Source organism: Acidovorax sp. GW821-FHT09B03 (assembly GCF_059418305.1).
Map to the genome: position 1 here is coordinate 36,760 of NZ_JBWKPP010000011.1, position 20,912 is coordinate 57,671.

17 protein-coding genes are annotated in these 20,912 nt (G+C 65.5%); 5 read left to right on the forward strand and 12 right to left on the reverse strand.

All coding sequences use genetic code 11. The annotated features are described in order from the left end of the window. Window positions 1-24 precede the first annotated feature (24 nt). The gene (locus AC07PA_RS19525; RefSeq protein WP_494607215.1) at window positions 25-915 is read right to left on the reverse strand and encodes a LysR substrate-binding domain-containing protein; all 891 of its coding nucleotides are present in this window, start codon (window positions 913-915) and stop codon (window positions 25-27) included. 484 nt (window positions 916-1,399) lie between these two features. On the opposite strand from AC07PA_RS19525, the gene AC07PA_RS19530 reads away from it, so the two are divergent. Continuing rightward, on the forward strand, window positions 1,400-3,532 hold the full coding sequence (locus tag AC07PA_RS19530; protein ID WP_494607213.1) for a DEAD/DEAH box helicase: 2,133 nt from the start codon (window positions 1,400-1,402) through the stop codon (window positions 3,530-3,532). Between the two features lie 65 nt (window positions 3,533-3,597). Beyond that, entirely contained in the window at window positions 3,598-4,188 is a 591-nt protein-coding gene (locus AC07PA_RS19535) for a DUF2290 domain-containing protein (protein ID WP_494655388.1), read from the forward strand. Window positions 4,189-4,400: 212 nt separating this feature from the next. On the opposite strand, the gene AC07PA_RS19540 is transcribed toward AC07PA_RS19535, so the two are convergent. The 3 genes from AC07PA_RS19540 to trhO all read right to left on the reverse strand — a co-directional run bounded on the left by AC07PA_RS19540 (window position 4,401) and on the right by trhO (window position 7,413). Continuing rightward, window positions 4,401-5,471: an asparaginase gene (locus AC07PA_RS19540; RefSeq protein ID WP_494607209.1), complete on the reverse strand. Its 1,071-nt coding sequence runs from the start codon at window positions 5,469-5,471 to the stop codon at window positions 4,401-4,403. A 278-nt stretch (window positions 5,472-5,749) separates the two neighbouring features. Continuing rightward, the gene (locus tag AC07PA_RS19545) at window positions 5,750-6,373 is read right to left on the reverse strand and encodes a glutathione S-transferase (protein ID WP_494607207.1); all 624 of its coding nucleotides are present in this window, start codon (window positions 6,371-6,373) and stop codon (window positions 5,750-5,752) included. A gap of 53 nt (window positions 6,374-6,426) precedes the next feature. After that, window positions 6,427-7,413, reverse strand: coding sequence for an oxygen-dependent tRNA uridine(34) hydroxylase TrhO (gene trhO / locus AC07PA_RS19550; protein WP_494607205.1), 987 nt, complete (start codon window positions 7,411-7,413; stop codon window positions 6,427-6,429). 94 nt (window positions 7,414-7,507) lie between these two features. Here trhO and AC07PA_RS19555 point away from each other — a divergent pair, with 94 nt between their 5' ends. After that, window positions 7,508-9,145 carry an HD domain-containing phosphohydrolase gene (locus tag AC07PA_RS19555; protein WP_494607203.1) on the forward strand — a complete coding sequence of 546 codons (1,638 nt, stop codon included), beginning with the start codon at window positions 7,508-7,510 and terminating at the stop codon, window positions 9,143-9,145. Window positions 9,146-9,153: 8 nt separating this feature from the next. Here the strand turns inward: AC07PA_RS19555 and AC07PA_RS19560 are convergent, their stop codons facing one another. Beyond that, window positions 9,154-10,026: a LysR family transcriptional regulator gene (locus tag AC07PA_RS19560; RefSeq protein WP_494607201.1), complete on the reverse strand. Its 873-nt coding sequence runs from the start codon at window positions 10,024-10,026 to the stop codon at window positions 9,154-9,156. Window positions 10,027-10,137: 111 nt separating this feature from the next. Between AC07PA_RS19560 and bla the strand changes: the two genes are divergently transcribed. Beyond that, a complete protein-coding gene (gene bla, locus AC07PA_RS19565; RefSeq protein ID WP_494607200.1) occupies window positions 10,138-11,031 on the forward strand; it encodes a class A beta-lactamase in 894 nt (297 codons plus the stop codon). Between the two features lie 7 nt (window positions 11,032-11,038). Here bla and AC07PA_RS19570 read toward each other — a convergent pair whose 3' ends face one another. Genes AC07PA_RS19570 through AC07PA_RS19580 form a run of 3 tightly spaced genes read right to left on the reverse strand, consistent with a single transcriptional unit; the run spans window position 11,039 to window position 14,283 of the window. After that, window positions 11,039-12,163 carry an acetate/propionate family kinase gene (locus AC07PA_RS19570; RefSeq protein ID WP_494607198.1) on the reverse strand — a complete coding sequence of 375 codons (1,125 nt, stop codon included), beginning with the start codon at window positions 12,161-12,163 and terminating at the stop codon, window positions 11,039-11,041. Then, on the reverse strand, window positions 12,160-13,092 hold the full coding sequence (locus AC07PA_RS19575; protein WP_494607196.1) for a bifunctional enoyl-CoA hydratase/phosphate acetyltransferase: 933 nt from the start codon (window positions 13,090-13,092) through the stop codon (window positions 12,160-12,162). Before AC07PA_RS19575 ends, AC07PA_RS19570 begins: the two co-directional genes overlap by 4 nt. Window positions 13,093-13,140: 48 nt before the next feature. Beyond that, window positions 13,141-14,283 (reverse strand): alpha/beta fold hydrolase, encoded by a 1,143-nt coding sequence (locus tag AC07PA_RS19580; RefSeq protein WP_494607194.1) that lies wholly within the window; start codon window positions 14,281-14,283, stop codon window positions 13,141-13,143. 150 nt (window positions 14,284-14,433) lie between these two features. Between AC07PA_RS19580 and AC07PA_RS19585 the strand changes: the two genes are divergently transcribed. Then, window positions 14,434-14,772: a hypothetical protein gene (locus AC07PA_RS19585; protein WP_007855128.1), complete on the forward strand. Its 339-nt coding sequence runs from the start codon at window positions 14,434-14,436 to the stop codon at window positions 14,770-14,772. A 5-nt stretch (window positions 14,773-14,777) separates the two neighbouring features. Here the strand turns inward: AC07PA_RS19585 and argA are convergent, their stop codons facing one another. From argA to AC07PA_RS19605, 4 genes are all read right to left on the reverse strand, one after another. After that, on the reverse strand, window positions 14,778-16,124 hold the full coding sequence (gene argA / locus AC07PA_RS19590) for an amino-acid N-acetyltransferase (RefSeq protein WP_494607192.1): 1,347 nt from the start codon (window positions 16,122-16,124) through the stop codon (window positions 14,778-14,780). Between the two features lie 89 nt (window positions 16,125-16,213). After that, on the reverse strand, window positions 16,214-18,298 hold the full coding sequence (locus AC07PA_RS19595; RefSeq protein WP_494607190.1) for an AAA family ATPase: 2,085 nt from the start codon (window positions 18,296-18,298) through the stop codon (window positions 16,214-16,216). Between the two features lie 9 nt (window positions 18,299-18,307). After that, a complete protein-coding gene (locus tag AC07PA_RS19600; protein ID WP_007855131.1) occupies window positions 18,308-18,553 on the reverse strand; it encodes a hypothetical protein in 246 nt (81 codons plus the stop codon). A gap of 317 nt (window positions 18,554-18,870) precedes the next feature. Continuing rightward, a complete protein-coding gene (locus tag AC07PA_RS19605) occupies window positions 18,871-20,754 on the reverse strand; it encodes a serine hydrolase domain-containing protein (RefSeq protein WP_494607188.1) in 1,884 nt (627 codons plus the stop codon). Window positions 20,755-20,912: the final 158 nt, after the last annotated feature.

Below are 20,912 nucleotides of genomic sequence, written 5' to 3' on the forward strand. Positions count from 1 at the left end.
TTTTCGGTAAGGAGTTTCTGAGAGTCAATCTGCGCCAGCGGCGCTGTAGGTTCGCACTGTCTCTAACATCCGCGCCAACAGCGGCGATGCCTCCTCCTTGCGGTAAAAGCAGTACAGGTCCATGGTGGCCTCGCCCCGCGCCGCCACCAGCGGCACATAGCGCACGCCGGGGAATTGCACGCTCAGCATGGAGTAGGGCACCACCGTCAGGCAGTTGCTGAAGGCGGTCAGCATCGTCGCCATGACCACATCGCTGGTCTGCGTGGCAATCTGCGGCTCGAAGCCTTCCTCGGCGCACAGCCGCAGCAGCGTGGCCGTGGCGGAGGGCGACGAGCCCACCGCCAGCGCATGGTTGCGCAACAGGGACACAGGGACCTTCTTGCGCCGCGCCAGCGGGTGGGTGTCCGACATCGCCACCCACAGCGGCTCGCTGGCCACGCGCTCCACCTGCAGGTCGCTGTCGGCCGGTAATAACCGCTCGAACACGATCAGCACCCGGCCCTGCCGCAGCGCAGTTACTTGCTGCGGCGTCTGCGCGTGGTACAGGGATATCTCCACATCGGGGTTCTCGCGCGAAAACCGCGCCAGGATGTTCGGCACGATGCCGAAGATGGCCGAGCCATACACCCCCACATCCAGCCGCCCCAGCTTGCCACGCGCCGCCCGGTGCGCCCGGTCCGCCGCCTGGTCCACCATGCCGAAAATGGCCCGCGCATCGCGCAACAGGGTCTCGCCCGCGTGGGTCAGCACCATGCCGCGGGGCGTGCGCTCGAACAGCTGGGCGCCGACTTCGGCCTCCAGGGCCTTGATCTGGCGGGTGAGCGGCGGTTGGGACAGGTGCAGGCGCTCGGCGGCGCGGCCCAGGTGGCGTTCTTCCGCTACGGCTATGAAGTAGGTTAGGCGGCGGAGGTCCATGGGCAGTTCAAGCGGCAAGATGTTGCAGCATTCTGACTGGCGTGAGTCCCGGTCGCCGGTAGGAAGCCGACTATGACGATGATACGAAGACTGCCAGTGGCCACAAGCAATGGTGGGCATGTGAAAGCCATGACTACTATAGGCTGGTACCTGCAAAGCGCGACAGCCTCGATGGCTGGCAGCTTTCGCTATTAGAGCGCTCACTTGGCGGGGTCTGTTCACTTGGCTCGGTGACGCTAAACGTTTCTGTTCCTTCACCCAACCTGTCCGCTGCAATCGTTTGGGAGAGCACAATGGCGCTCAAGCGGCTCGTTACCTGTGCGCAACGGTTCATGTGAGACGTCCGACTTAGCGCGGGTAACATAGAGAATCCAACACGAAGAACACGCGACGATCAGTAGCATTGGTCGGCGTGATCCTCAGACACTTGCAGTCATAGCGCTAGGCAAGCGCTAAAGTAAACGTGCCATAAAATGGAAAATGAATGCTAAACATTATCTGGGGCTCAAACAAAGACAAGCCTGAGGCCGCCAAAGCCTTGGCCAGCCTCCTCTCTGCAGATGCCTTTCACGCCGATGGTTATCTATATATCGGCTATCCAATCATGGGATCCCCACTTGGACCAGTGAAGTTCGACGCGCTGCTTCTCAGCAGGCAGCACGGGCTTATCGCATTCGATCTGGTGGAAGGGCTCGACTTTTCTGGGTTCGAACAACGCTTGGATGATATCGCGTCCATGCTTGAAGTGAAGCTAAAGCCCTATCCTGCGCTGAAGGTTGGGAGAGCACTCCAGTTCGCTATTCATACGTTCACATTCGCCCCTGCAAAGAAGAGCCTCCCTGACAGCGTTGAACCGTACATATTGACGAATCGGGATAACATACTGGCATCAATAGAAAGTTGTGAAGGATTATCGGAAGAGCTCTTCGCAAATTTACTAGCCGCTGTTCAAGTTGTGACATCGATACGTTCAGGAAGGCTCAAGAGGGAGCCGAAAAATGCGGCATCCAGGGGAGCTCGTCTTAAACGAGTTGAAGAATCAATCGCAAACTTGGATCAACATCAGTCGCGCGCAGTTATCGAGACCGTTGAAGGTGTTCAAAGAATTAGGGGCCTCGCCGGCTCTGGGAAGACCATTGTACTTGCGTTAAAGGTTGCTTACCTTCACTCGCAAAATCCTGACTGGAAGATTGCTGTCACATTCAATACCCGCTCTTTGAAAGAGCAGTTCAAAAGACTAATAAATAGCTTCACGATCGAGCAAACAAGCACTGAGCCAGACTGGGATAGGATTGACATTATTAATGCTTGGGGCGGTCCTGGTGATAAGGAGCAAGATGGCATTTATCACAAGTTCTGCCGTGCACATAGTATCGATTTTCTCGATTTTGGAGCAGCCAAGGCGCGCTATACGTCAAACGGTGCTTTTGGCGGCGCAGTTCAAGAGGCGCTAAAGTACGCGGGTCCTATCAATCCGTTATATGATCTGATCCTCATCGACGAAGCTCAAGACTTTCCGCCAGAATTCCTCCGTTTATGTCATCGCTTTACATCTGAACCAAAACGTTTGGTGTACGCGTATGACGAACTGCAATCACTTACGGGCAACGCAGTCTTACCGCCAGAGCAGTTATTCGGCAGCGATGCCCAAGGAAAACCAGTAGTTGAATTTGACTACTCGACTAGTGCAATCCCCCGTCAAGACATTATTTTGGAGAAGTGCTATCGCAATCCGCGACCAGTGCTGGCGGCTGCTCACGCACTTGGTTTTGGCATCTATCGTAATGGTGGGCTAGTGCAGTTTTTCGATCAGGACAAGCTATGGACTGACGTTGGATATACGATTGAGGAAGGAAATCTCGAACCTGGTCAGGAAGTTACCTTGGCACGCACTCCGGAAACATCGCCGTTGTTCCTTGAAGATCACTCACCCCTTGACGATTTACTGAGGTTCGTCACTTTCCAGGATGGAGAGTCCCAAGCACAATGGCTATTTGAAAGCATCCGAAATGATATTGAGTCCGAGGAGCTGAGACCTGAAGACATTGTTGTTATCAATCCTGATCCTATAAAAACACAGGAGGCTGTTGGGAAAGTTCGCCGGCTCCTTTTCAGTGCTGGCATCAATAGCGAGATTGCTGGTGTCAGCACTTCGCGCGATGTATTCAGCAAGGATGGCGCAGTAACTTTTACCGGTATCTTTCGCGCAAAGGGCAATGAGGCCGGTATGATCTATGTTCTGAACGCGCAAGATTGCTATTCCGCATTCACAAAATCTCAACTGGCGTTGATTCGGAATCGGCTCTTCACCGCCCTTACACGCTCCAAGGGCTGGGTGCGGGTACTTGGTGTAGGTCCTAAAATGGATGCGTTGACGGAGGAGTGCTCCAGGCTAAAGGCACAAGACTACAAGCTTAAATTCAAATATCCAACAGAGCAAGAGAAAAAGCTTTTGCGCCTAATAAACGTTGATGCTCCTGAAAAGCAAAATGCACGAGAGCGCAGGTTGCAAAGGCAGCGAGACGAACTCATGCAGGCTATCCGCGCAGGTGACATCGATGTTGATCAGTTGCTCAGCGATTTTAAATCGGCAAGTAAAGGGGCGACGGAGAAGTGAAATTCAATGACGTAAAGCGTCAGCTAGACGCAACATTTGGTAGGGTGATAGAAACTGGTGTCTCAGTGCAGCAGAGGTTTCCGATAGTTTCCAACGATGGAAATGGCCCGACCCTTGGTTCGTTGGCGGGGTCCTCAATTGCGCTTAGAGATGTTGCCTATGGTGACATATATACGGAACTTGAATCGAACGAACTCTTTCACATTAAATTGCCGGATGGAGGCCTCTTAGTCTTTCAATACGCATTTGACGCTGGAGGGGATTTGCGAAAGCATCGTTTGGGCTTCTTCCCTTCGCCAAAGCTTCCGACTGTGGAGGAAGCTCCGGAATTGTATCGATACGACGAATTGTACGGGGACATCCTCACTAAGCAAATCGTAAGATTTCCTGTTCGATTCGATTTCGACCCCAAGAACTACCGCCCCAGATATCATGCTCACTCGCATTTAACGCTGGGGCAGTTCCAAAACTGCCGAATCCCCTTGACACATGCGGTGTCACCAAACGGATTCATGCTATTTGTGCTCAGGAATTTTTATCATCAACTCTATTTGCGCCATTCGAACGTCTTCAAGAAGAGGCTGGCGATTTGCATGACCGCCCCATGCATCACAGCTGAGGAGAGACGCGTCCCGCACTTCGGCTTTTCAGAGTGACGTACAGAGGCCCACCGGCTCACAAGCGAACTTTGTAATCCACCAATAGCGTCGCGAGCAACCGGATAGATGCGAGGAGTAAAGGATCGTAACACCCCGGACTGCCGCTCACGGCGCTGCCTTAGGGGCTGAGTTGACTCCGAAGCTGACCTGCGACGGCGACTTAGAAAAGCGCTCCTAGGAGCGCAATGCTTCTTTGAGGTGCCAACCGCTTACCGCTCAAACGCCGCCTGCAACTCCGCCTTGCTAGCCTTCCCCTGGTGCAGCATCAACATGAGCAGCAGCCGCGCCTTCTGCGGGCTCAGGTCGCCCGCCATCACGGCACCCGCGTCGAACGTCGTCTTGCCGCCGCCCTGAAAGCCATACAGCGGGTAGGTGCGGCCGTTGTGCACACGCGTAGAAATGACCACGGGCACACCCTTGGACAGGGCGTACTTCACCGCCTCGAACATCGAGACATTCATGTTGCCCATGCCCACGGCCTGCACCACGATGCCTTTGGCGCCCTGGTCCACGGCGTAGCGCATCAGCGATCCGTCGGCGCCGCCGAACATGGCCAGGATTTCCACGCGGGGCATTTCGGCCGTGCCGATGGCGATGTGCTGGCGGCGCAGCGGGGAGCGGGAGAAGACCACCTTGTCGTCCCACACCTCGCCCAGGAAGCCGAAGTCGCCGGACTTGAAGGTTTCCACATTGCCGGTGTGCGTCTTGGTCACGCTGCGCGCGGCGTTGATCTGGTTGTTCATGGCGACCATCACGCCTTTGCCCGTGGCCTCGGGCGTGGTGGCGATGCGGATGGCGTTGAGCAGGTTGCGCGGGCCGTCGAAGTCGGGCGACGAGGCGTTGCGCTGGGCGCCGATCATGACCACGGGCTTGTCGGACTTGACGGTCAGGTCCAGCCAGTAAGCCGTCTCTTCCATGGTGTCGGTGCCCTGGGCGATCACCACGCCGCTGACCTCGGGGCGGGCCAGGGCATCGTCCACGGCCTTGGTCAGGCGCGTCCACCATTTGGCTTCGACGTAGTTGGCCGACATGGCGGAGAAGTTGTTCACCTCGATGGTGGCGTACTTGCCGGCATCGGGCACGGTCTGCATCAGGTCGTCGCCCGAGATGGCGGGCACCACGCCCTTGGTCACCGGATCGACCTTCATGGCGATGGTGCCGCCAGTGGCGATGAATTGCACTACCGGGCGGGCGGGGGCCTGTGCCTGCGCCAGCGCGGCACTGCCGGCAAGGCACAGGGCCGCGAGCGCGGCGAGGGAACGAGGGACGCTCAGTTTCATGGTTTTGTCTCCAGTCTGTTGTCGTAAGGCTGCTGCCGCAGCAGGGCTCTTTGAAAGGGCTTGGTAATTCTGCCGGGGCAGACTGCCTTCGCAAACGCCATGCCAGCATGCGCGCCAGCGTTACGCCGCGCCTGGGGCGTGCTTGTGTATCGAGGTCTGTCGGGAGAGGAAGCGCCCGGATTTCCTCCGGACCAGGGGCCTTCAGTCACAGTGAATGGCGCCCCCACTGGTGGGAAAACCGCCATACAGCGCCGGATCTGTGCGGAATTCCAGAATGCTCAGCTGGCGGGTAAGGTGTGCTGGAACGGAAAGTGCACGCCTTCAGTTCCATCCACCCAGGCGTCCAGCTTGGGCATCACGCTCTCGAACAGCGCACTGGCCTGCCACTTCGCCAGCCACGCCTGCAGCTTGGGCCATGGCTGCGCCGCCCACCAGTCCGCATCGATGCCCGCGAACTGCCGCACAAACGGCGCAATCGCCATGTCGGCCAGCGCCGCATGGTCGCCAAACAGAAACGGCTGGCTGGTGAGCCGCGCCTCCAGCCCCTGCAGCCAGTCCACAGCCTGCACACGTGCAAGTGCGCCATCGGCCTCGGGATACCGGCTCGGGTACTTGCACCGGTCCAGCGCCTGCTTGAAGGGGCCGTCGCATTCGGCGATCAGCGCCAGCATGGCGGCCTCGTCGCCCTGGCTGGGGCGCAGCCAGCCGGCGGGGTCGTTGTGGGCCAGCGCCCAGCGCATGATGTCCAGGCTTTGCTCCAGCACCGTGCCATCGGTCAGCACCAGCACGGGCACCGTCGCCTTGGGCGATGCCTGCAGCAGGCCCTGGGGCTTGGCGCGCAGTACCACCTCGCGCAGTTCGCAGACCTGGCCGCTCACGGCCAGGGCCAGGCGGGCGCGCATGGCATAGGGGCAGCGGCGGAAGGAGTAGAGGACGGGGAGGGGAGACGTCGCGCTCACGGGGATTCGTCCCCGCCACTGGCCGTGGCGCGTGCGGGTGCGCCCGGCTGGCGCGCGCCGATATGCTCTTCGCCGCGCGCCTTGGCCAGTTGCATCTGCCGTTCGCGCTCGGCCAGGGCCTGCTCCTGCTCGGGTGTGCGCGTGCCGTGGCAATAGGGGCAACTCACGCCGGCCACGTAGTGGGGCGAGGCAAGCTCGGCTTCGCCCAGGGGCATGCGGCACGAGCGGCACAGCTGGTGGTGGCCGGGCGCCAGGCCGTGGCCCACCGAGACGCGCTCGTCAAAGACAAAGCAGTCGCCATGCCACAGGCTGTCTTCCTCGGGCACCGTCTCCAGGTACTTGAGGATGCCGCCTTGCAGGTGGTAGACCTCGTCGAAACCCTGAGACTTGAGCAGCGCGGTCGATTTCTCGCAGCGGATGCCACCGGTGCAGAACATGGCCACGCGCGGCTTGCCGGCCAGGGCGCCGCCGGGTTGCGACTGCTGCTCCACCCAGGCCGGAAACTCCGCAAAGCTTTTGGTGTGCGGGTTGATGGCGCGCTCGAAGCTGCCGATGCCCACCTCGTAGTCGTTGCGCGTGTCCACCACCACCACGGCGGGGTCGGCGATCAGGGCGTTCCAGTCCTCGGGTTTGACGTAGGTGCCGGCGTTGCGCGCCGGGTTCAGGCCGGGCACGCCCAGGGTGACGATCTCGCGCTTGAGGCGTACGCGCATGCGGTAGAAGGGCTGGCGCTCGCCCAGGGCCTCCTTGTGCTGCAGGGCGGCAAAGCGGGCATCGCCGCGCAGCCAGGCCAGCACCGTGTGCACGCCTTCGGGTGGGCCGGCAATGGTGCCGTTGATGCCCTCGGGCGCCAGCAGCAGCATGCCGCGCACGCTGTGGGCGTCGCACAGCGCCTGCAATGGGGCGCGCAAATCCTCGAAGTCGGGCAGGTCGACGAACTGGTACAGGGCGGCGGTGAGGATGGGGGGCGTGACGGACTGCACGGAGGCGGGTGTAAAACTGGACAGAAAGGACTGATGATAGCGGTCACTTTTGGTTACGATGGGTGGTCGCCAACGTTGCAGCCAGGGTCGCTTCATGAGCAAGGAATCCACCGTCCACCTTTTTCGCCGGCTCGAGCAGCTCAACGGCATCGGTGCGGCGCTTTCGCGCGAGCGCGACATCGACCGGCTGCTGGAGAACATCCTGGAGGCCGCCAAGGCCATCACCGGGGCCGATGGCGGCACGCTGTACAGCGTGACGGAGGAGGGCGATGCGCTGAAGTTCGAGATCGTGCGCACCGATTCGCTGGACATCCGCCTGGGCGGCACCACGGGCCGGCCCATCGATTTTCCGCAACTGCCGCTGCGCAATGCCGATGGCTCGCCCAATGATTCGCTGGTGGCGGCCTATGCGGCCATCCACGACCGCACGGTGAACGTGGGCGATGCCTACAGCGAAGAGGGCTTCGACTTTTCGGGCACGCGCCTGTTCGACCAGCGCACGGGCTACCGCTCCAAGTCGTTCCTCACGGTGCCCATGCGCAACCACGACCGCGAGCTCATCGGCGTGCTGCAGCTCATCAACGCGCGCGACCCCGAGACGGGCGAGGTCACCGAATTTTCCGTGGCCGACCAGAGCCTGGCCGAGTCGCTGGCCTCGCAGGCGGCCATTGCGCTGACCAACCGGCTGCTGATCACCCAGCTGGAGCGGCTGTTCGAGTCATTCGTGAACCTGATCAACCTGGCCATCGACGAAAAGTCGCCCTACACCGGCGGCCATTGCCAGCGCGTGCCGGCCCTGACCATGATGCTGGCCGAAGCGGTGAACACCACGCGCGAGGGGCCGCTGGCAGACTTCACCATGACCGAGCGCGACCGCTACGAGCTCAAGATGGCCGGCCTGCTGCACGACTGCGGCAAGATCACCACGCCCGTACACGTGGTGGACAAGGCCACCAAGCTGCAGACCCTGTACGACCGCATCGGCTTGGTGGACACGCGCTTCGAGGTGCTCAAGCGCGATGCCGAGCTGGCCGCCCTGCGCCGCCAGCTGGCGCTGCGCCCCGTGGTGGATGCCGCGGCCGAGGCGCAGGAGCTGCAGGGCCTGCAGCAGAGCATCCACACGCTGGAGGAGGAGCGCGAGTTCATGCGCCGCTGCAACCAGGGCGCCGAGGCCATGCGCGCCGAGGACCAGCAGCGCGTGCGCGACATCTCGGCCGCGCGCCAGTGGCGCAACCCGCAGGGCGTGCAGACCAGCTTTCTCACGGCCGAGGAGCTGGAGAACCTGACCATCCGCTCGGGCACCCTCACGCAGGCCGAGCGCGACACCGTCAACTACCACATCGTCGCCACCATCAAGATGCTGGAGACGCTGCCCTGGCCGCGCCACCTGAAGAACGTGCCCGAGTACGCGGGCGGCCACCATGAGCGCATGGATGGCAAGGGCTACCCGCGCGGCCTCACGCGCGACCAGATGTCGGTGCAGGCACGCATGATGGGCATTGCCGACATCTTCGAGGCGCTCACGGCCGCCGACCGGCCGTACAAGAGCGGCATGACGCTGTCGCAGGCCCTGGCCATCATGTGCAAGATGCGCGACAACGGCCATATCGACCCGGACCTGTTCCAGGTGTTCGTGCGCGAGGGCGTCTATGCGCGCTACGGCCAGGAGTTCCTGGAGCCGGCCCAGGTGGACGAGATCCCCGCTGAAGTAATCGCCAAGGCCTTGGGCTGAAGCTTTGTTTATGGCGCTTGGGCGCTGCCCACCTGCGCCATCAGCCAGCCGTGGAAGGCTTCCATCGCCGGGCTGGGTATGCGTGACTTCAACCGCGTGAGCCAGTAGGCCCCGTGCTGTAGCTCCAGCGCAAACGGGCGCACCAGCCGGCCTTGCTGCAGCTCGCGCGTGAACATGCTCACCGGCAGCAGTGCCACGCCCGCGCCCTGCACGGCCGCCTCGGCCAGGGTCAGGGACGAATCGAACACGGCGCCGCGCACCACAGGGCACGGCGCGCCGGCGGCCTCGAACCAGGCCGCCCACTCGTCCACGCGGTAGGTGCGCAGCAGCGGCTGGCGCGCCAGGTCGGCCGGGTGGCGCAGGTGGTGGGCCAGGGCCGGGGCGCACATGGCGGTCATGGGGGCGTGCAATATGCACTGCGCCTCGGTGCCGTGCCAGGCACCGTCGCCAAAGCGGATCGCATAGTCCAGCCCTTCGCCGGCCATGTCCACCCGGTTGTTGTGGGTCAGCAGGCGCAGGTCCACGAAGGGGCAGGCCTGCTGAAAGTCGCGCAGCCGCGGCAGCAGCCAGCCCACGGCGAAGGTGCCGACCACGCCCACGGTCAGCACCTCGCGCGGGCGCGCGTCGCTCACATGGTCCAGGGCGGCTGCAATGCGCTCGAAGGCCTCGCTGAGCACCGGCAGCAGCGCCTGGCCCTCGTCCGTCAGCGCCAGGCCACGGGGCAGGCGGCGAAACAGCGGCTTGCCCAGCCGGTCCTCCAGGTTGCGGATGTGCTGGCTCACGGCCGTCTGGCTCACGTTGAGCTCGTCGGCGGCGCGCGTCAGGTTCAGGTGGCGGGCCGACACCTCGAAGGCGCGCAGGGCGTTGAGCGGCAGGTGCATGGCATATCCATAAGTTTTTCTGGGGTCTCGTGCCGATTATTGTCGATGGTGCGTTGGGCCTGCCACCGGTATCGTTGCGCCTGTTCCGACAACAACCCTACAGGTAAGAGAATGCAACGACGCAACTTTGTGGCCGCCATCGGCCTGATCCCCTTGGCCACCCTGGCCCAGACCAGCCCGCAGAAAAACAGTGGCTCTGCGGCCGATGCCGCCTGGCTGGCCGAGCTCCAGCGCATCGAGGCCAGCGTGGGCGGCCGCGTGGGCGTGGCCGCGCTCGACACCCATACCGGCCGGCAGATCGCCCACCGCGGCGGCGAGCGCTTTCCCATGGCCAGTACCTTCAAGCTGCTGCTGGCCGCGCAGACCCTGCGCCGCGTGGACCAGGGCCACGACAAGCTGGAGCGCCGCGTCACCTATGCCAAAAAGGACCTGGTGGCTTACTCGCCCGTGACCGAGCCGCACGCCGATGGCGCTGGCCTCACCGTGGAAGAGCTGTGTGCGGGCACCATGACCTGGAGCGACAACACCGCCGCCAACCTGCTGCTGGCCAGCAATGGCGGCCCACCGGCACTCACGGCGTACGTGCGCTCGCTGGGCGACAGCATCACCCGGCTGGACCGCAACGAGCCTTCGCTCAACGAGGCAAAACCCGGCGACCCGCGCGACACCACCACGCCCGTGGCCATGGTGCACTGCATCCAGGCCCTGGCGCTGGGCCAGGCCCTGTCACCGGCTTCGCGCGAAAAGCTGCAGGGCTGGCTGCTGGCCAACAAGACGGGCGACAAGCGCCTGCGCGCCCGCCTGCCCGAGGGCTGGAAGGCGGGGGAGAAGACCGGCACCGCATCGCGCGGCACCAGCAACGATGCCGGCGTGTTCTGGCCGCCCGAGCGCAAGCCCGTCGTGGTGAGCTGCTACCTGACCGGTGGCGAGGCCCCGCCCGAGCAGCGCGATGCGGCCATGGCCGAGATCGGCGCGCTGGTGGCGCAGTGGGCGCTGGCGGCGTAAGGCGGGATCAGGACTGGGCCTGGAGGAGTTGCTTGGCGTGCAGCGCCATCATCTTCTCCTCGTTGGCCTCGATGACCAGGGTCTCGAAGCGGCCCAGCATCTGCAGCCGCGCCAGCACCGCAGCGCGGACCGGCTCGGCGTTCTCGCCGATGCCGCCGGTGAACACCAGCGCGTCGAGCCCGCCCAGGGAGACCGTCAGCATGGCCGTGTACTGCGCCACCTTGAGCGCGAAGTAGTCAATGGCAAAGGCCGCCTGCGGGTCCGTGCTGGCCTGCAGAGTCTGCATGTCGCTGCTCACGCCCGACAGGCCCTTGAGGCCCGACTCCTGGTACAGCAGGTGTTCGACCTGGTTCGCATCCATCCCCAGCTCGCGCTGCAGGTAGATCACGGCGCCGGCATCGATGGCGCCGCTGCGCGTGCCCATGGGCAGGCCGTCCAGCGCGGTCATGCCCATGGTGGTGTCCACGCTGCGGCCTGCGTGCATGGCGCACAGGCTGGCGCCATTGCCCAGGTGGGCGGCCACCACGCGTGCCCCGCGCAGATCGGGCCGGGTGCGGGCGATTTCGTGCGCCAGCCATTCGTACGACAGGCCGTGGAAGCCATAGCGGCGCACGCCCTGGTCGCGCAAGGCCTGGGGCAGGGCAAAGGCCTGGAACAGCGGGTCCATGCGCGCATGGAAGGCCGTGTCGAAGCAGGCGATGTCCAGCGCATGGCTGGCCAGGCGCTGCGATGCCGCAATGCCGGCCAGGTTGTGCGGCTGGTGCAAGGGGGCCAGCGGGCTCAGCGCCTCCAGCTGGGCCAGGATCTCGGGGGTGACGACCACCGGTGCGTGGAAGGCAGCACCGCCATGCACCACGCGGTGCACCACGGCCGCCAGGCGCCAGCCATCGTCGTGCTGGTCGATCAGCGCGATCACGGCCGCCATGGCGCTGTCGTAGTCGGCTGCGGGCAGGGCGGTGCGCACGGGCGCCTCGGCGCCGGCCAGCCTGGCCGACAGCTGGGCGCTGGTGCCGATGCCCGTCACCTTGCCGGCCATCAGTACCGACAGCGACTCGCGCTCGAACACCTGGAACTTGATGCTGGACGAGCCGACGTTGAGCACCAGCAGCACGGGGACCAGGGGCTGCGTCATTTGATCTGCCCCTTGCTGCGCGCATGGGCCAGCAGCAGGGCCACGGCGCAGGACAGCAGGCGCGCGCGCTGGCTGTCGGCCCGGCTGGTCAGGATGATGGGCACGCGCGCGCCCAGCACGATGCCGGCGGCCTCCGCCCCACTGAGGAAGATGAGCTGCTTGGCCAGCATGTTGCCTGCCTCGATGTTGGGCACCACCAGGATGTCGGCGTTGCCCGCGACCTCCGAGACAATGCCCTTGGTGCGGGCCGCCTCCACGCTGATCGCGTTGTCGAAGGCCAGCGGTCCGTCGATCAGGCAACCGGTGATTTGGCCCCGGTCAGCCATCTTGCACAGCGCGGCGGCATCGAGCGTGGCGACCATCTTCGGGTTGACGGTCTCCACCGCCGCCAGCACCGCCACCTTGGGCAGTATGTCGGCGCCGAACAGCGCATGCCAGAGATCGACGGCGTTCTGCACGATGTCGACCTTGGTGGCCAGATCGGGTGCGATGTTCACCGCTGCGTCGGTGATGAGGAAGGCCTTGGAATAGCTCTCCTGGTCGATCAGGAAGGCGTGGGAGATGCGCCGCTCGGTGCGCAGGCCGGCGTCGCTCTTCACCACCGCGCCCATCAGCTCGTCGGAGTGCAGCGAGCCCTTCATCAGCGCATCGATCTCGCGCGCCGCCGCCAGGGCCACGGCCTTCGCGGCCGCATCGTGGCTGTGCTCGGCATCGATCAACTGCCAGCCCGAGATGTCCACCGAGGCGGCTTCGGCCGCCTCGCGGGTGCGGGCGGCGGGGCCCACCAGCACGGGGGTGATCAGCCCTTGCTGCTGCGCCTCCTGTGCGGCCTGCAGCACGTTGGCGGTGACCGCATGGACGATGGCGGTGCGCGCCGGCGCCAGCGTGCGGCAGTGGGCGAGCAGGGAGTCGGTGTCAAAACTGTTCATCGTCCATCACGGAAGTTGAGGTAGGCAACAAGCGTACAGGGCCAGGTCTCACCGGTGGCCCAATACCCATTCGGCAATGCCCGGCCAGGCCGCCTTGAGCGTACCGCTGCCCATGAACAGGCCGATGTGCCCGCCCGGCACCAGCTTGCGCGCGATGCCGTGCCTGGGCGTGCCGATCAGGTCGGCGGCGGCGAACACCTGCTCGGGCGTGGTGATGTCGTCCGCCTCGCCGCCCAGCAGGTAGGTGGGGATGGTGATGTCGCGCAGCGCCAGCGTGCGGCCCAGCCCGACAAAATGCCCCTTGGCAAAGCGGTTCTCCTTGAACAGCTGTTCGATGGCCTGCAGGTAGTAGGCGCCGGGTAGGTCCACCGGGTTCTCGTACCAGCGCTCGAACTGCTCGGTGCGGGCCACTTGGCTCTTGTCCTCGATGTTGCGGTACAGCGTGGCGTACTTGTTGGCGTACTGCTCGGCCGGGTGCATGTTCTTCCAGCCGGCCAGCATCAGGCTGCCGCGCATGAGGCCCTGGCCTGCGGCAACCATGTCCCGGTAGGTCTGCAGCGGCAGGCTGTGCGCCAGGCGCTTGATCGGGCCGTCGCCGGCATCGGTGTCGATGGGCGAGCCCGCGAGCACCAGGCTTTTGACCTTGCCCGGAAAGCGCGCGGCAAACATGGCGCTCAGCCAGCCGCCCTGGCACAGGCCGACCAGGTGGACCTGGCCGCCCAGGTCGTCCACCGCCACGTTGAGCTCGGCCAGGTAGGTGTCGATGTCGAAATAGCGCATGGTCGGCGTGGCGCTCTTCCAGTCGGTGACCAGCACGCGCGGCGCACCGGCGGCCATGAGCACCTGCACCAGGCTCTGGCCGGGCGCGTAGTCCGCAATGGTGGAGCTGTGCCCTGCAAAGGGCGCATCGACCAGGATGGGGATGCCCTTGGCCGTGCTGTCGGTGAACTCGCGCAGCCGCAGGGTGGCCAGCTCCAGCCGCACCTGGTTGGGCGTGGCCCATTCGGGCTGGGGTGGGTGGTCGATGACGGCCGCCTCGGTGGCGAAGTCTGCGCTGCGCTGCATCAGCGCAAGCGCCTGCTCACCCAGGTGCCAGGCGGCCGCCATGGGCCAGAAGAGCGGCACGCTGTGCTCGGCGGGCAGGGGTGCCGCAGCGCCCGCGCCGTGTGAAACCTTGCCGTGGTCGGACATGGAAAGCTCCCAGTAGGGTGCCCGGCTGGTGGCGCCCCCTAGGCCTGGGGAACGCGGACACGGGCATTCTGTTGCGGTGCAGCAATCAGCTTACCATGTGCATGTGGCGCTTTTTCGGGCGCCGCAAGCCCTACTGGAGGAGAACACCGCATGGACCACGAAGAGCGATTCACCGCGTCCCATTGGGAAGAGCTGCTGCAGGAGATCGACCTGGAGGTCGACCAGATGGCCATCGTCTGCCAGGTACCGCTGGCCGCGCCCGGCGTGGCCGAGCGCGTGCTGGCGAACGACGGCTACGTGGCCGGCCACGACAACCCGGCCGCCTTCAAGAAGCTGCGCGGCCTGCTGGCCATGCACTACGCGGTCACGCGGCAGATGGTCGGTGAACTGGGCGGCGATGCCACGGTGGCCATCGCCGAGCATGTGCGCCAGCACCTGGCGCCGCGCATCGGGCACCAGCTCGACGCGCCGGAGAAAAGAGAAAACTAGAGTTACTAGAGTTTCTTGACCAGCACCTGGCTGCGCCGGTCCCAGTTGTACTTGCGCTTGCGCGCATCGGGCAGCCAATCGGGGTCCACCGGCTGGAAGCCGCGCTTGATGAACCAGTGCATGGTGCGCGTGGTCAGCACGAAGATGCTGTCCAGCCCCGCGGCGCGGGCGCGCTGCTCGATGCGCTTGAGCAGCTTTTCGCCATCGCCCGTGCCCTGGCTCTGCGGCGACACGGTGACGGCGGCCATCTCGGCCGTCTTGGCTTCGGGGTAAGGGTACAGCGCCGCGCAGCCGAAGATCACGCCATCGTGCTCGATGATGGTGTAGGCGGCGATGTCGCGCTCGATCTCGGTGCGGTCGCGCTTGACCAGGGTGCCGTCCTTCTCGAACGGTTCGATCAGCTGCAGGATGCCGCCCACGTCGTCGATGGTGGCCTCGCGCAGCTCCTCGAGCTTCTCGTCGATCACCATGGTGCCGATGCCGTCGTGCACGTACACCTCCAGCAGCAGCGAGCCGTCCACCGCGAACGGCAGGATGTGGCTGCGCTCCACGCCGGCCTTGCAGGCCTTCACGCAGTGCTGCAGGTAAAAGCCGGTGTCGGTGGGGTTCTGCGCGGTGGGCAGCGTGGCCAGCAGCGCCTGGGCCGCTGCCAGCGGCAGCTCGGTATCGATGGGGTTGTCCTCGCCCTCGGGCTCGCCGGGCTGCATGCGGATGCCGGGCACCTCGGTCAGGAAGATCAGCTTGTCGGCGCGCAGCTCGATGGCCACGCTGGTGGCCACTTCTTCCATGCCCAGGTTGAAGGCCTCGCCCGTGGGCGAGAAGCCGAACGGCGAGAGCAGTACCAGCGCGCCCATGTCCAGCGTGCGCTGGATGCCGGCCACGTCCACCTTGCGCACCAGCCCCGAGTGCTGGAAGTCCACCCCGTCCATGATGCCCACGGGCCGTGCCGTGAGGAAGTTGCCCGAGATCACGCGCACCGTGGCACCGGCCATGGGGGTGTTGGGCAGGCCCTGGCTGAAGGCCGCCTCGATCTCGTAGCGCAGCTGGCCCGCGGCCTCCTGCGCGCAGTCGAGTGCCACCGAGTCTGTTATTCGGATGCCATGCGAGTACTTCGCCTCATGCCCCTTGGCGGCCAGCTGCTCGTTGACCTGCGGGCGAAAGCCGTGCACCAGCACGATCTTCACGCCCATGGCCTGGATCAGCGCCAGGTCCTGCGCAATGCTGTGCAGCTTGCCCGCAGCGATGCCTTCACCCGTCAGCCCGATCACGAAGGTCTGGTTGCGGAACTTGTGGATGTAGGGCGCGACCGAGCGGAACCAGGGCACGAAGGTGAAGTTGAAGACGGCGGACATGGGCAGCGAGGGGTGGGGCGACCGGTGTAATAAGAGTATCGGCAGGCGCGCATCATAAGGGCGTACCCCGCCCCATGCTGCAAGGCGCCTCACACGCCCCTGCGGAACGCTCCCAGTTTGGCTGCAAACGGCTCCAGCACCAGGCCTTCGTCGGGCAGGCCGACTGCCGCCGGTGCTGCCAGTGCAATGCCGCAGTCCCGGAGCAGGGCCACCATCTCCACCGGGGCGATGGTGCCCTGGCGCAGCAGCGCGTCCACCGTGCGGCCCAGGGCTTCGCGGTGGGTCTGCAGCAGCACCTGCGCGCGCCGGTACTGCTCCTGCATCAGTGCCTCGATGGCCTCGTTGCTCGGGCCGATGTCGGTGTTGACGTGGTTGTCCATCTCCACCGTGACGTCGGTGCGCGCCAGGCGTGCGCCGAAGCCGTGGTGGCGGATGTAGCGCGCGGCCTCGGCCGTCACCTGCTTGTAGTCCTGCTCGGCGCCGGTGGTGCAGGCCATCTCGCCGAACACCAGCTCCTCGGCCACGCGGCCGGCCAGGCCCACGCACATCATGTCCAGCGCGTTTTGCCGGGTGGTGGCCTTGAGGCTGGAGAAGCTGTTGTACCCGCCCTCGAAAGAGGCGATGTTGATCTTCACCTCCTGCGGCGCATGGCCGAACAGCACGCAGTACGCCAGGCCGTGGCCGGCCTCGTGCACCGCCAGCAGGGCGCGGAAGTCGGCGTTGGCGCGCTGCTTGAGCCGGTTGAGTTCCAGCACCACCGGAAAGCGGGTCTCTGCCGATCCCTGCGGCCCCAGGCCCTGCACCCGCAGGTGGCGCTTGTCCGCAGCCAGGCCGATGGCGAACTCCTGCGCCAGCGGCAGTTGCTCCTGCATGACCCACAGCGCGGCGTTGACCAGGTTGGCGCTCAGGATGGCATGCACCGACGAGAACAGCGGCCGCGTGCCCTGCGCCGGGAAGACGGCGTTGGCATACAGCTCGTCGAGCACGTCCTGCCCGATGGCGAAGCGCACGCCGCACTGTGCGGCGATGTCGTCCACGTAGCGCGCGCACAGGTTGCGGATGAGTTGCTCGTAGGTGGCCTTGCTGAACGAGGGGTAGATCACGTGCTCGTTGCCCAGGCGCGCGATCTGTTCGGGCTTGAAGCGCTCGCCCAGGGCCTTCTTCACGTCGATCAGCGAGAGCTTGCGCGTGAGGCGGTGGAAGATGTCGGCGTCGGTATCGCAGTCCTCCACGCGCTGGGCGGTCTCGTGGTACATCTCGTCGAGGTTGCCGCAGACGAAGACCAGGAGCTTGCTGTAATCGGTCTCCCAGGAGTGGTGCGACTGCTGGAAGCGCGTGAACAGTGCCTGCACCTTGGCCGGCGGCCACTGCATGATCTCGGCCAGCGGCTCCTGCAGCTTGAGCATGCGCTTGAGCTCCTGCGCATCCCAGGCGTCGAGCTGGAAGCGGTAGGGCGCCTTGCCTGCGCGCGCGTCGTCGTCGCCGTCCTCGGCGCGCTCGGCCTCGTAATGGGCGTCGGCCAGCTTGCGCTCGATGTTGGACAGCGCGCTCAGCGCGGGCGGCAGGCGCCCGTCGGAGAGCAGAGTCCACACGTCCTGGTAGCGCTCGACCTTCACGTCCTCGCCCTTGCGGTCCATGGTGCGAAAACGCTGGAACTCGTCGAGCACCAGGATGCCGGGCGCACCCTCGGTGATGCCCGAGTCGCCCAGCATGCCCGAGATGGTGGAGCTGCGGTAGCTGGCGCCGTGGCTGAAGCCGTCCATCTGCACTTCCACGAAGCGGTCGTAGTAGCCTAGAAGCTGCGCCAGGCGCCGCGTGAGCTGGGTCTTGCCCGTGCCCGTGAGGCCCCACAGGCAGACGATGACCGGGCGGCTGATGAGCTGGGGCAGCACGTACCAGGCGCGCACGGCATCGATCACGCGGTCGATCACGTCGTCGATGCCGAACAGCTCGGCCTTGAGCTGCACGGCCGCCTGGGCCAGCGCCTGCTGGCGCACGGCCAGCTGTGCCGCGCTCACGGCGGCGGGCGCCGCGTCGCCATGGGCGTGCACGGGTGCCGGTGCGGCGGGCACAGTGGGTGCGGTGCTGGCAGGCACGCCGCCCGCGGCCAGGGCCGCGGTGGGGTGCAGGGTGTGCCGCGGCTGCGGCGGCACGTCATTGGTGAAGGGATTCATATCGGTCAATCAATCGCTTTGTAGCTTGCCTTGGGTCGCCTTGCGCAGGGCGACGTTGTCCGCGCGGCGCTGGGCCCCGCGGCTGCGTATGTGCTTGCCTGCCGCGCTGGACAGGCTGCGCTGGGCCAGCGCGGTGGCCACAGGATTTCGGGGCGGGCCCGAGGCTTCGAGCTTCAGCACCAGGGGCTGCTTCATGCGGCGCAGCTTCTTGATTTCACCCTGGGCGTAGGCGCGGGACAATTTTTGGGCACTCATGTGCACTCCACAAACAAAAAACCCCGGCAAGGTAGCCAGGGCTTGTGGAGCGCTGCACTGGGTGCAAGGTGCGCTTGTTTGCCGTGGCTGGACTCGTGAATGCACAGTCCAGCCGGGGCGGTGGACTGTGGTCAGGCAGGAGCGAACAAGGGAACAAACATAGCGGTGACCTCCAGGGCTCTCAGCGGTGGCCGACATGGCCATGCGTTGCTGAAAGAAGGCGCCATTGTGGCGAGCCGCGCAGCGCGTGGCAAGCGGGTGCCGTGGCGAAAGCGGCTGACTGTCGCGTGAAAGGAACAGTGGCCGCGCGTGCCAGGTCAATCGCCCTGGCGGTAGACCCAGCCCGCCGCGTGCAGCCATTCCTGCTGGTCCTGCGTGCGCACGACCAGCTCGACCAGGTCGCGGCCTTCGTGCAGGGGCACCCGCACCGCCATGCCGGCACGGTCCGCCGACAGGGGGAGCAGGAACTGGCGGTCGTCCCAGAACAGGTAGCCGCGCAGCTCGGGCAGCTCCCGCAGGGTGGCGGTGGCCATGGCGCCGGCGGCCAGCAGGATCGATTCCGGCGCTTCGTTGGCCTGGATCCAGGTGCTGTCCAGGCGGTCGGCCCAGGCGGCGGGCAGCGGGGCGGCCGCGCGCGGCATCTGCTGTGCCATGGGCGTGGTGACCCAGTAGTGGCCGGCACGGGCCGGCTCGCGCGACAGCAGGTAGCGCCGGCCATCGGCCTCTTCCCAGCGGTAGTGCGTGCCGGGCCTGGCATCGGACCACCACCAGCCATCGCTGCGCAGGCGCAGGCCCTCGCACAGCGGTTCCCAGTCCTTGAGCGCGGCGGACCACACAAAGAGGTCGATCTGCTGGCTGTCGGGCGAGGCCACCTTCAGCGGCTTGGACGCACGCCCGTAGATGCCGAGCACGGCATCGACATCGGTGGTGGATGAGGTGGCCAGCGAAGGGGCGACGGCATTCACCTTGGAGGGCAGGGCCTGCAGCTGGCCGGTTTCCTGCAAGGCCCGCAGCAGGATGCCTTCGGCGATGGGGCCGGGGCGAAAGCCCGGCGCGTTGCCCGTGAGCAGCAGCGCCATGCCGGCCTGGGGCAGCACATAGAAGTCGCTCGCGCAGAACACCGTGCTGCCGCTCTTTTGCCAGGCCCGCACGCCGGCGGCGTCCAGGCCCGGCTGCTGCGTGCTGTCCCAGCCCAGGCCCCAGTGCCAGTCGGGGGCGAGGTCGATGCGCATGCCCCGGTTCTGGTCGCGGCCCATCTCCAGCACGCCGGCTTTGGAGACCACGCGCTGGCCATCCTGCTCCCCACCCTGGATCAGCAGGGCGGCCAGCCGCATCATGTCGCCGGGCGTGGTGCACAGCCCGCTTGTGGCATAGCCCATCACGAACTCCTGGCCTTGCCGGGCCTGGCCGATGTACCCCGGCGCGAAGCTGCCTTCGGGCAGGGGCTGCAGCGTGAAGCCCGAGCGGCCCATGCTGAGCGGGGTGAGGATGGCGGCCTGCACGAATGCGGGGTAGCTCTGGCCCGTGACGGCCTGCACGATGCGCTCGATGAGGGTGAAGCCATCGTTGCAGTAGACCGCCATGGCCCCGGGGGCGTGCTTGAGGTGCATGTCGGCCAGCGCGGCTTCGAGCCCGGCCGCATAGCCTGGCAGCGGGGCAAAGGCGAACATGTTGCGCAGGTAGGTGCCGGGCAGCCCCGAGGCGTGGCTCAGCAAATGCCGCACCGTGATGTCGCGGTAGCCGGGCGAGAGCATGCTGAACTGCGGCAGGTAGCGCACCACCGGCGCATCGAGCTGCACCAGCTGGCGGTCGACGAGGATCATGACGGCCAGCGCCGCGAGCACCTTGCTGACCGAGCCGACGTTGAACCGCGTTTCCGGCGTGGCGGGGGCGGCCGGGGTGGCAGGGTTGGCAGAGGTATCGCGCAGCACCCCGAAGGCCTCCTGCCAGACGATGCGGTCGCCGTACATCATGGCGATCGAGGCGGCCCGTGCCTCGCTGGCCTGCATGGCCTGGCGGATCTGGCGGCGCCCCCAGGCCATGGTGGCCTCCAGGTTGGGCGCGGGGGCGCTGCTGCCGCCGCAACCGGGCAACCAGGGGGCAAGTGCCGCGGTGCCGGTCCATGCCAGCCATTCGCGGCGCGATGGCGTGGGCAGGCGTTCGTCCAGGGAGGGCGGGGAGGCAGATGTCTGCGGAGGCATTCTGGATAGGGAAGGGGGCGCGCGGCGGGACGACAGGGCCGGTGGGTGATGGGGTGATTACATCCTGAAAATCGCCCGGTCCGGCGGTCGTTTCACACAGAAATAGCGACCCGACGGGGTGGCCGCGTACCCCCTGGCCGCTTGCGCATGGCCGGTGT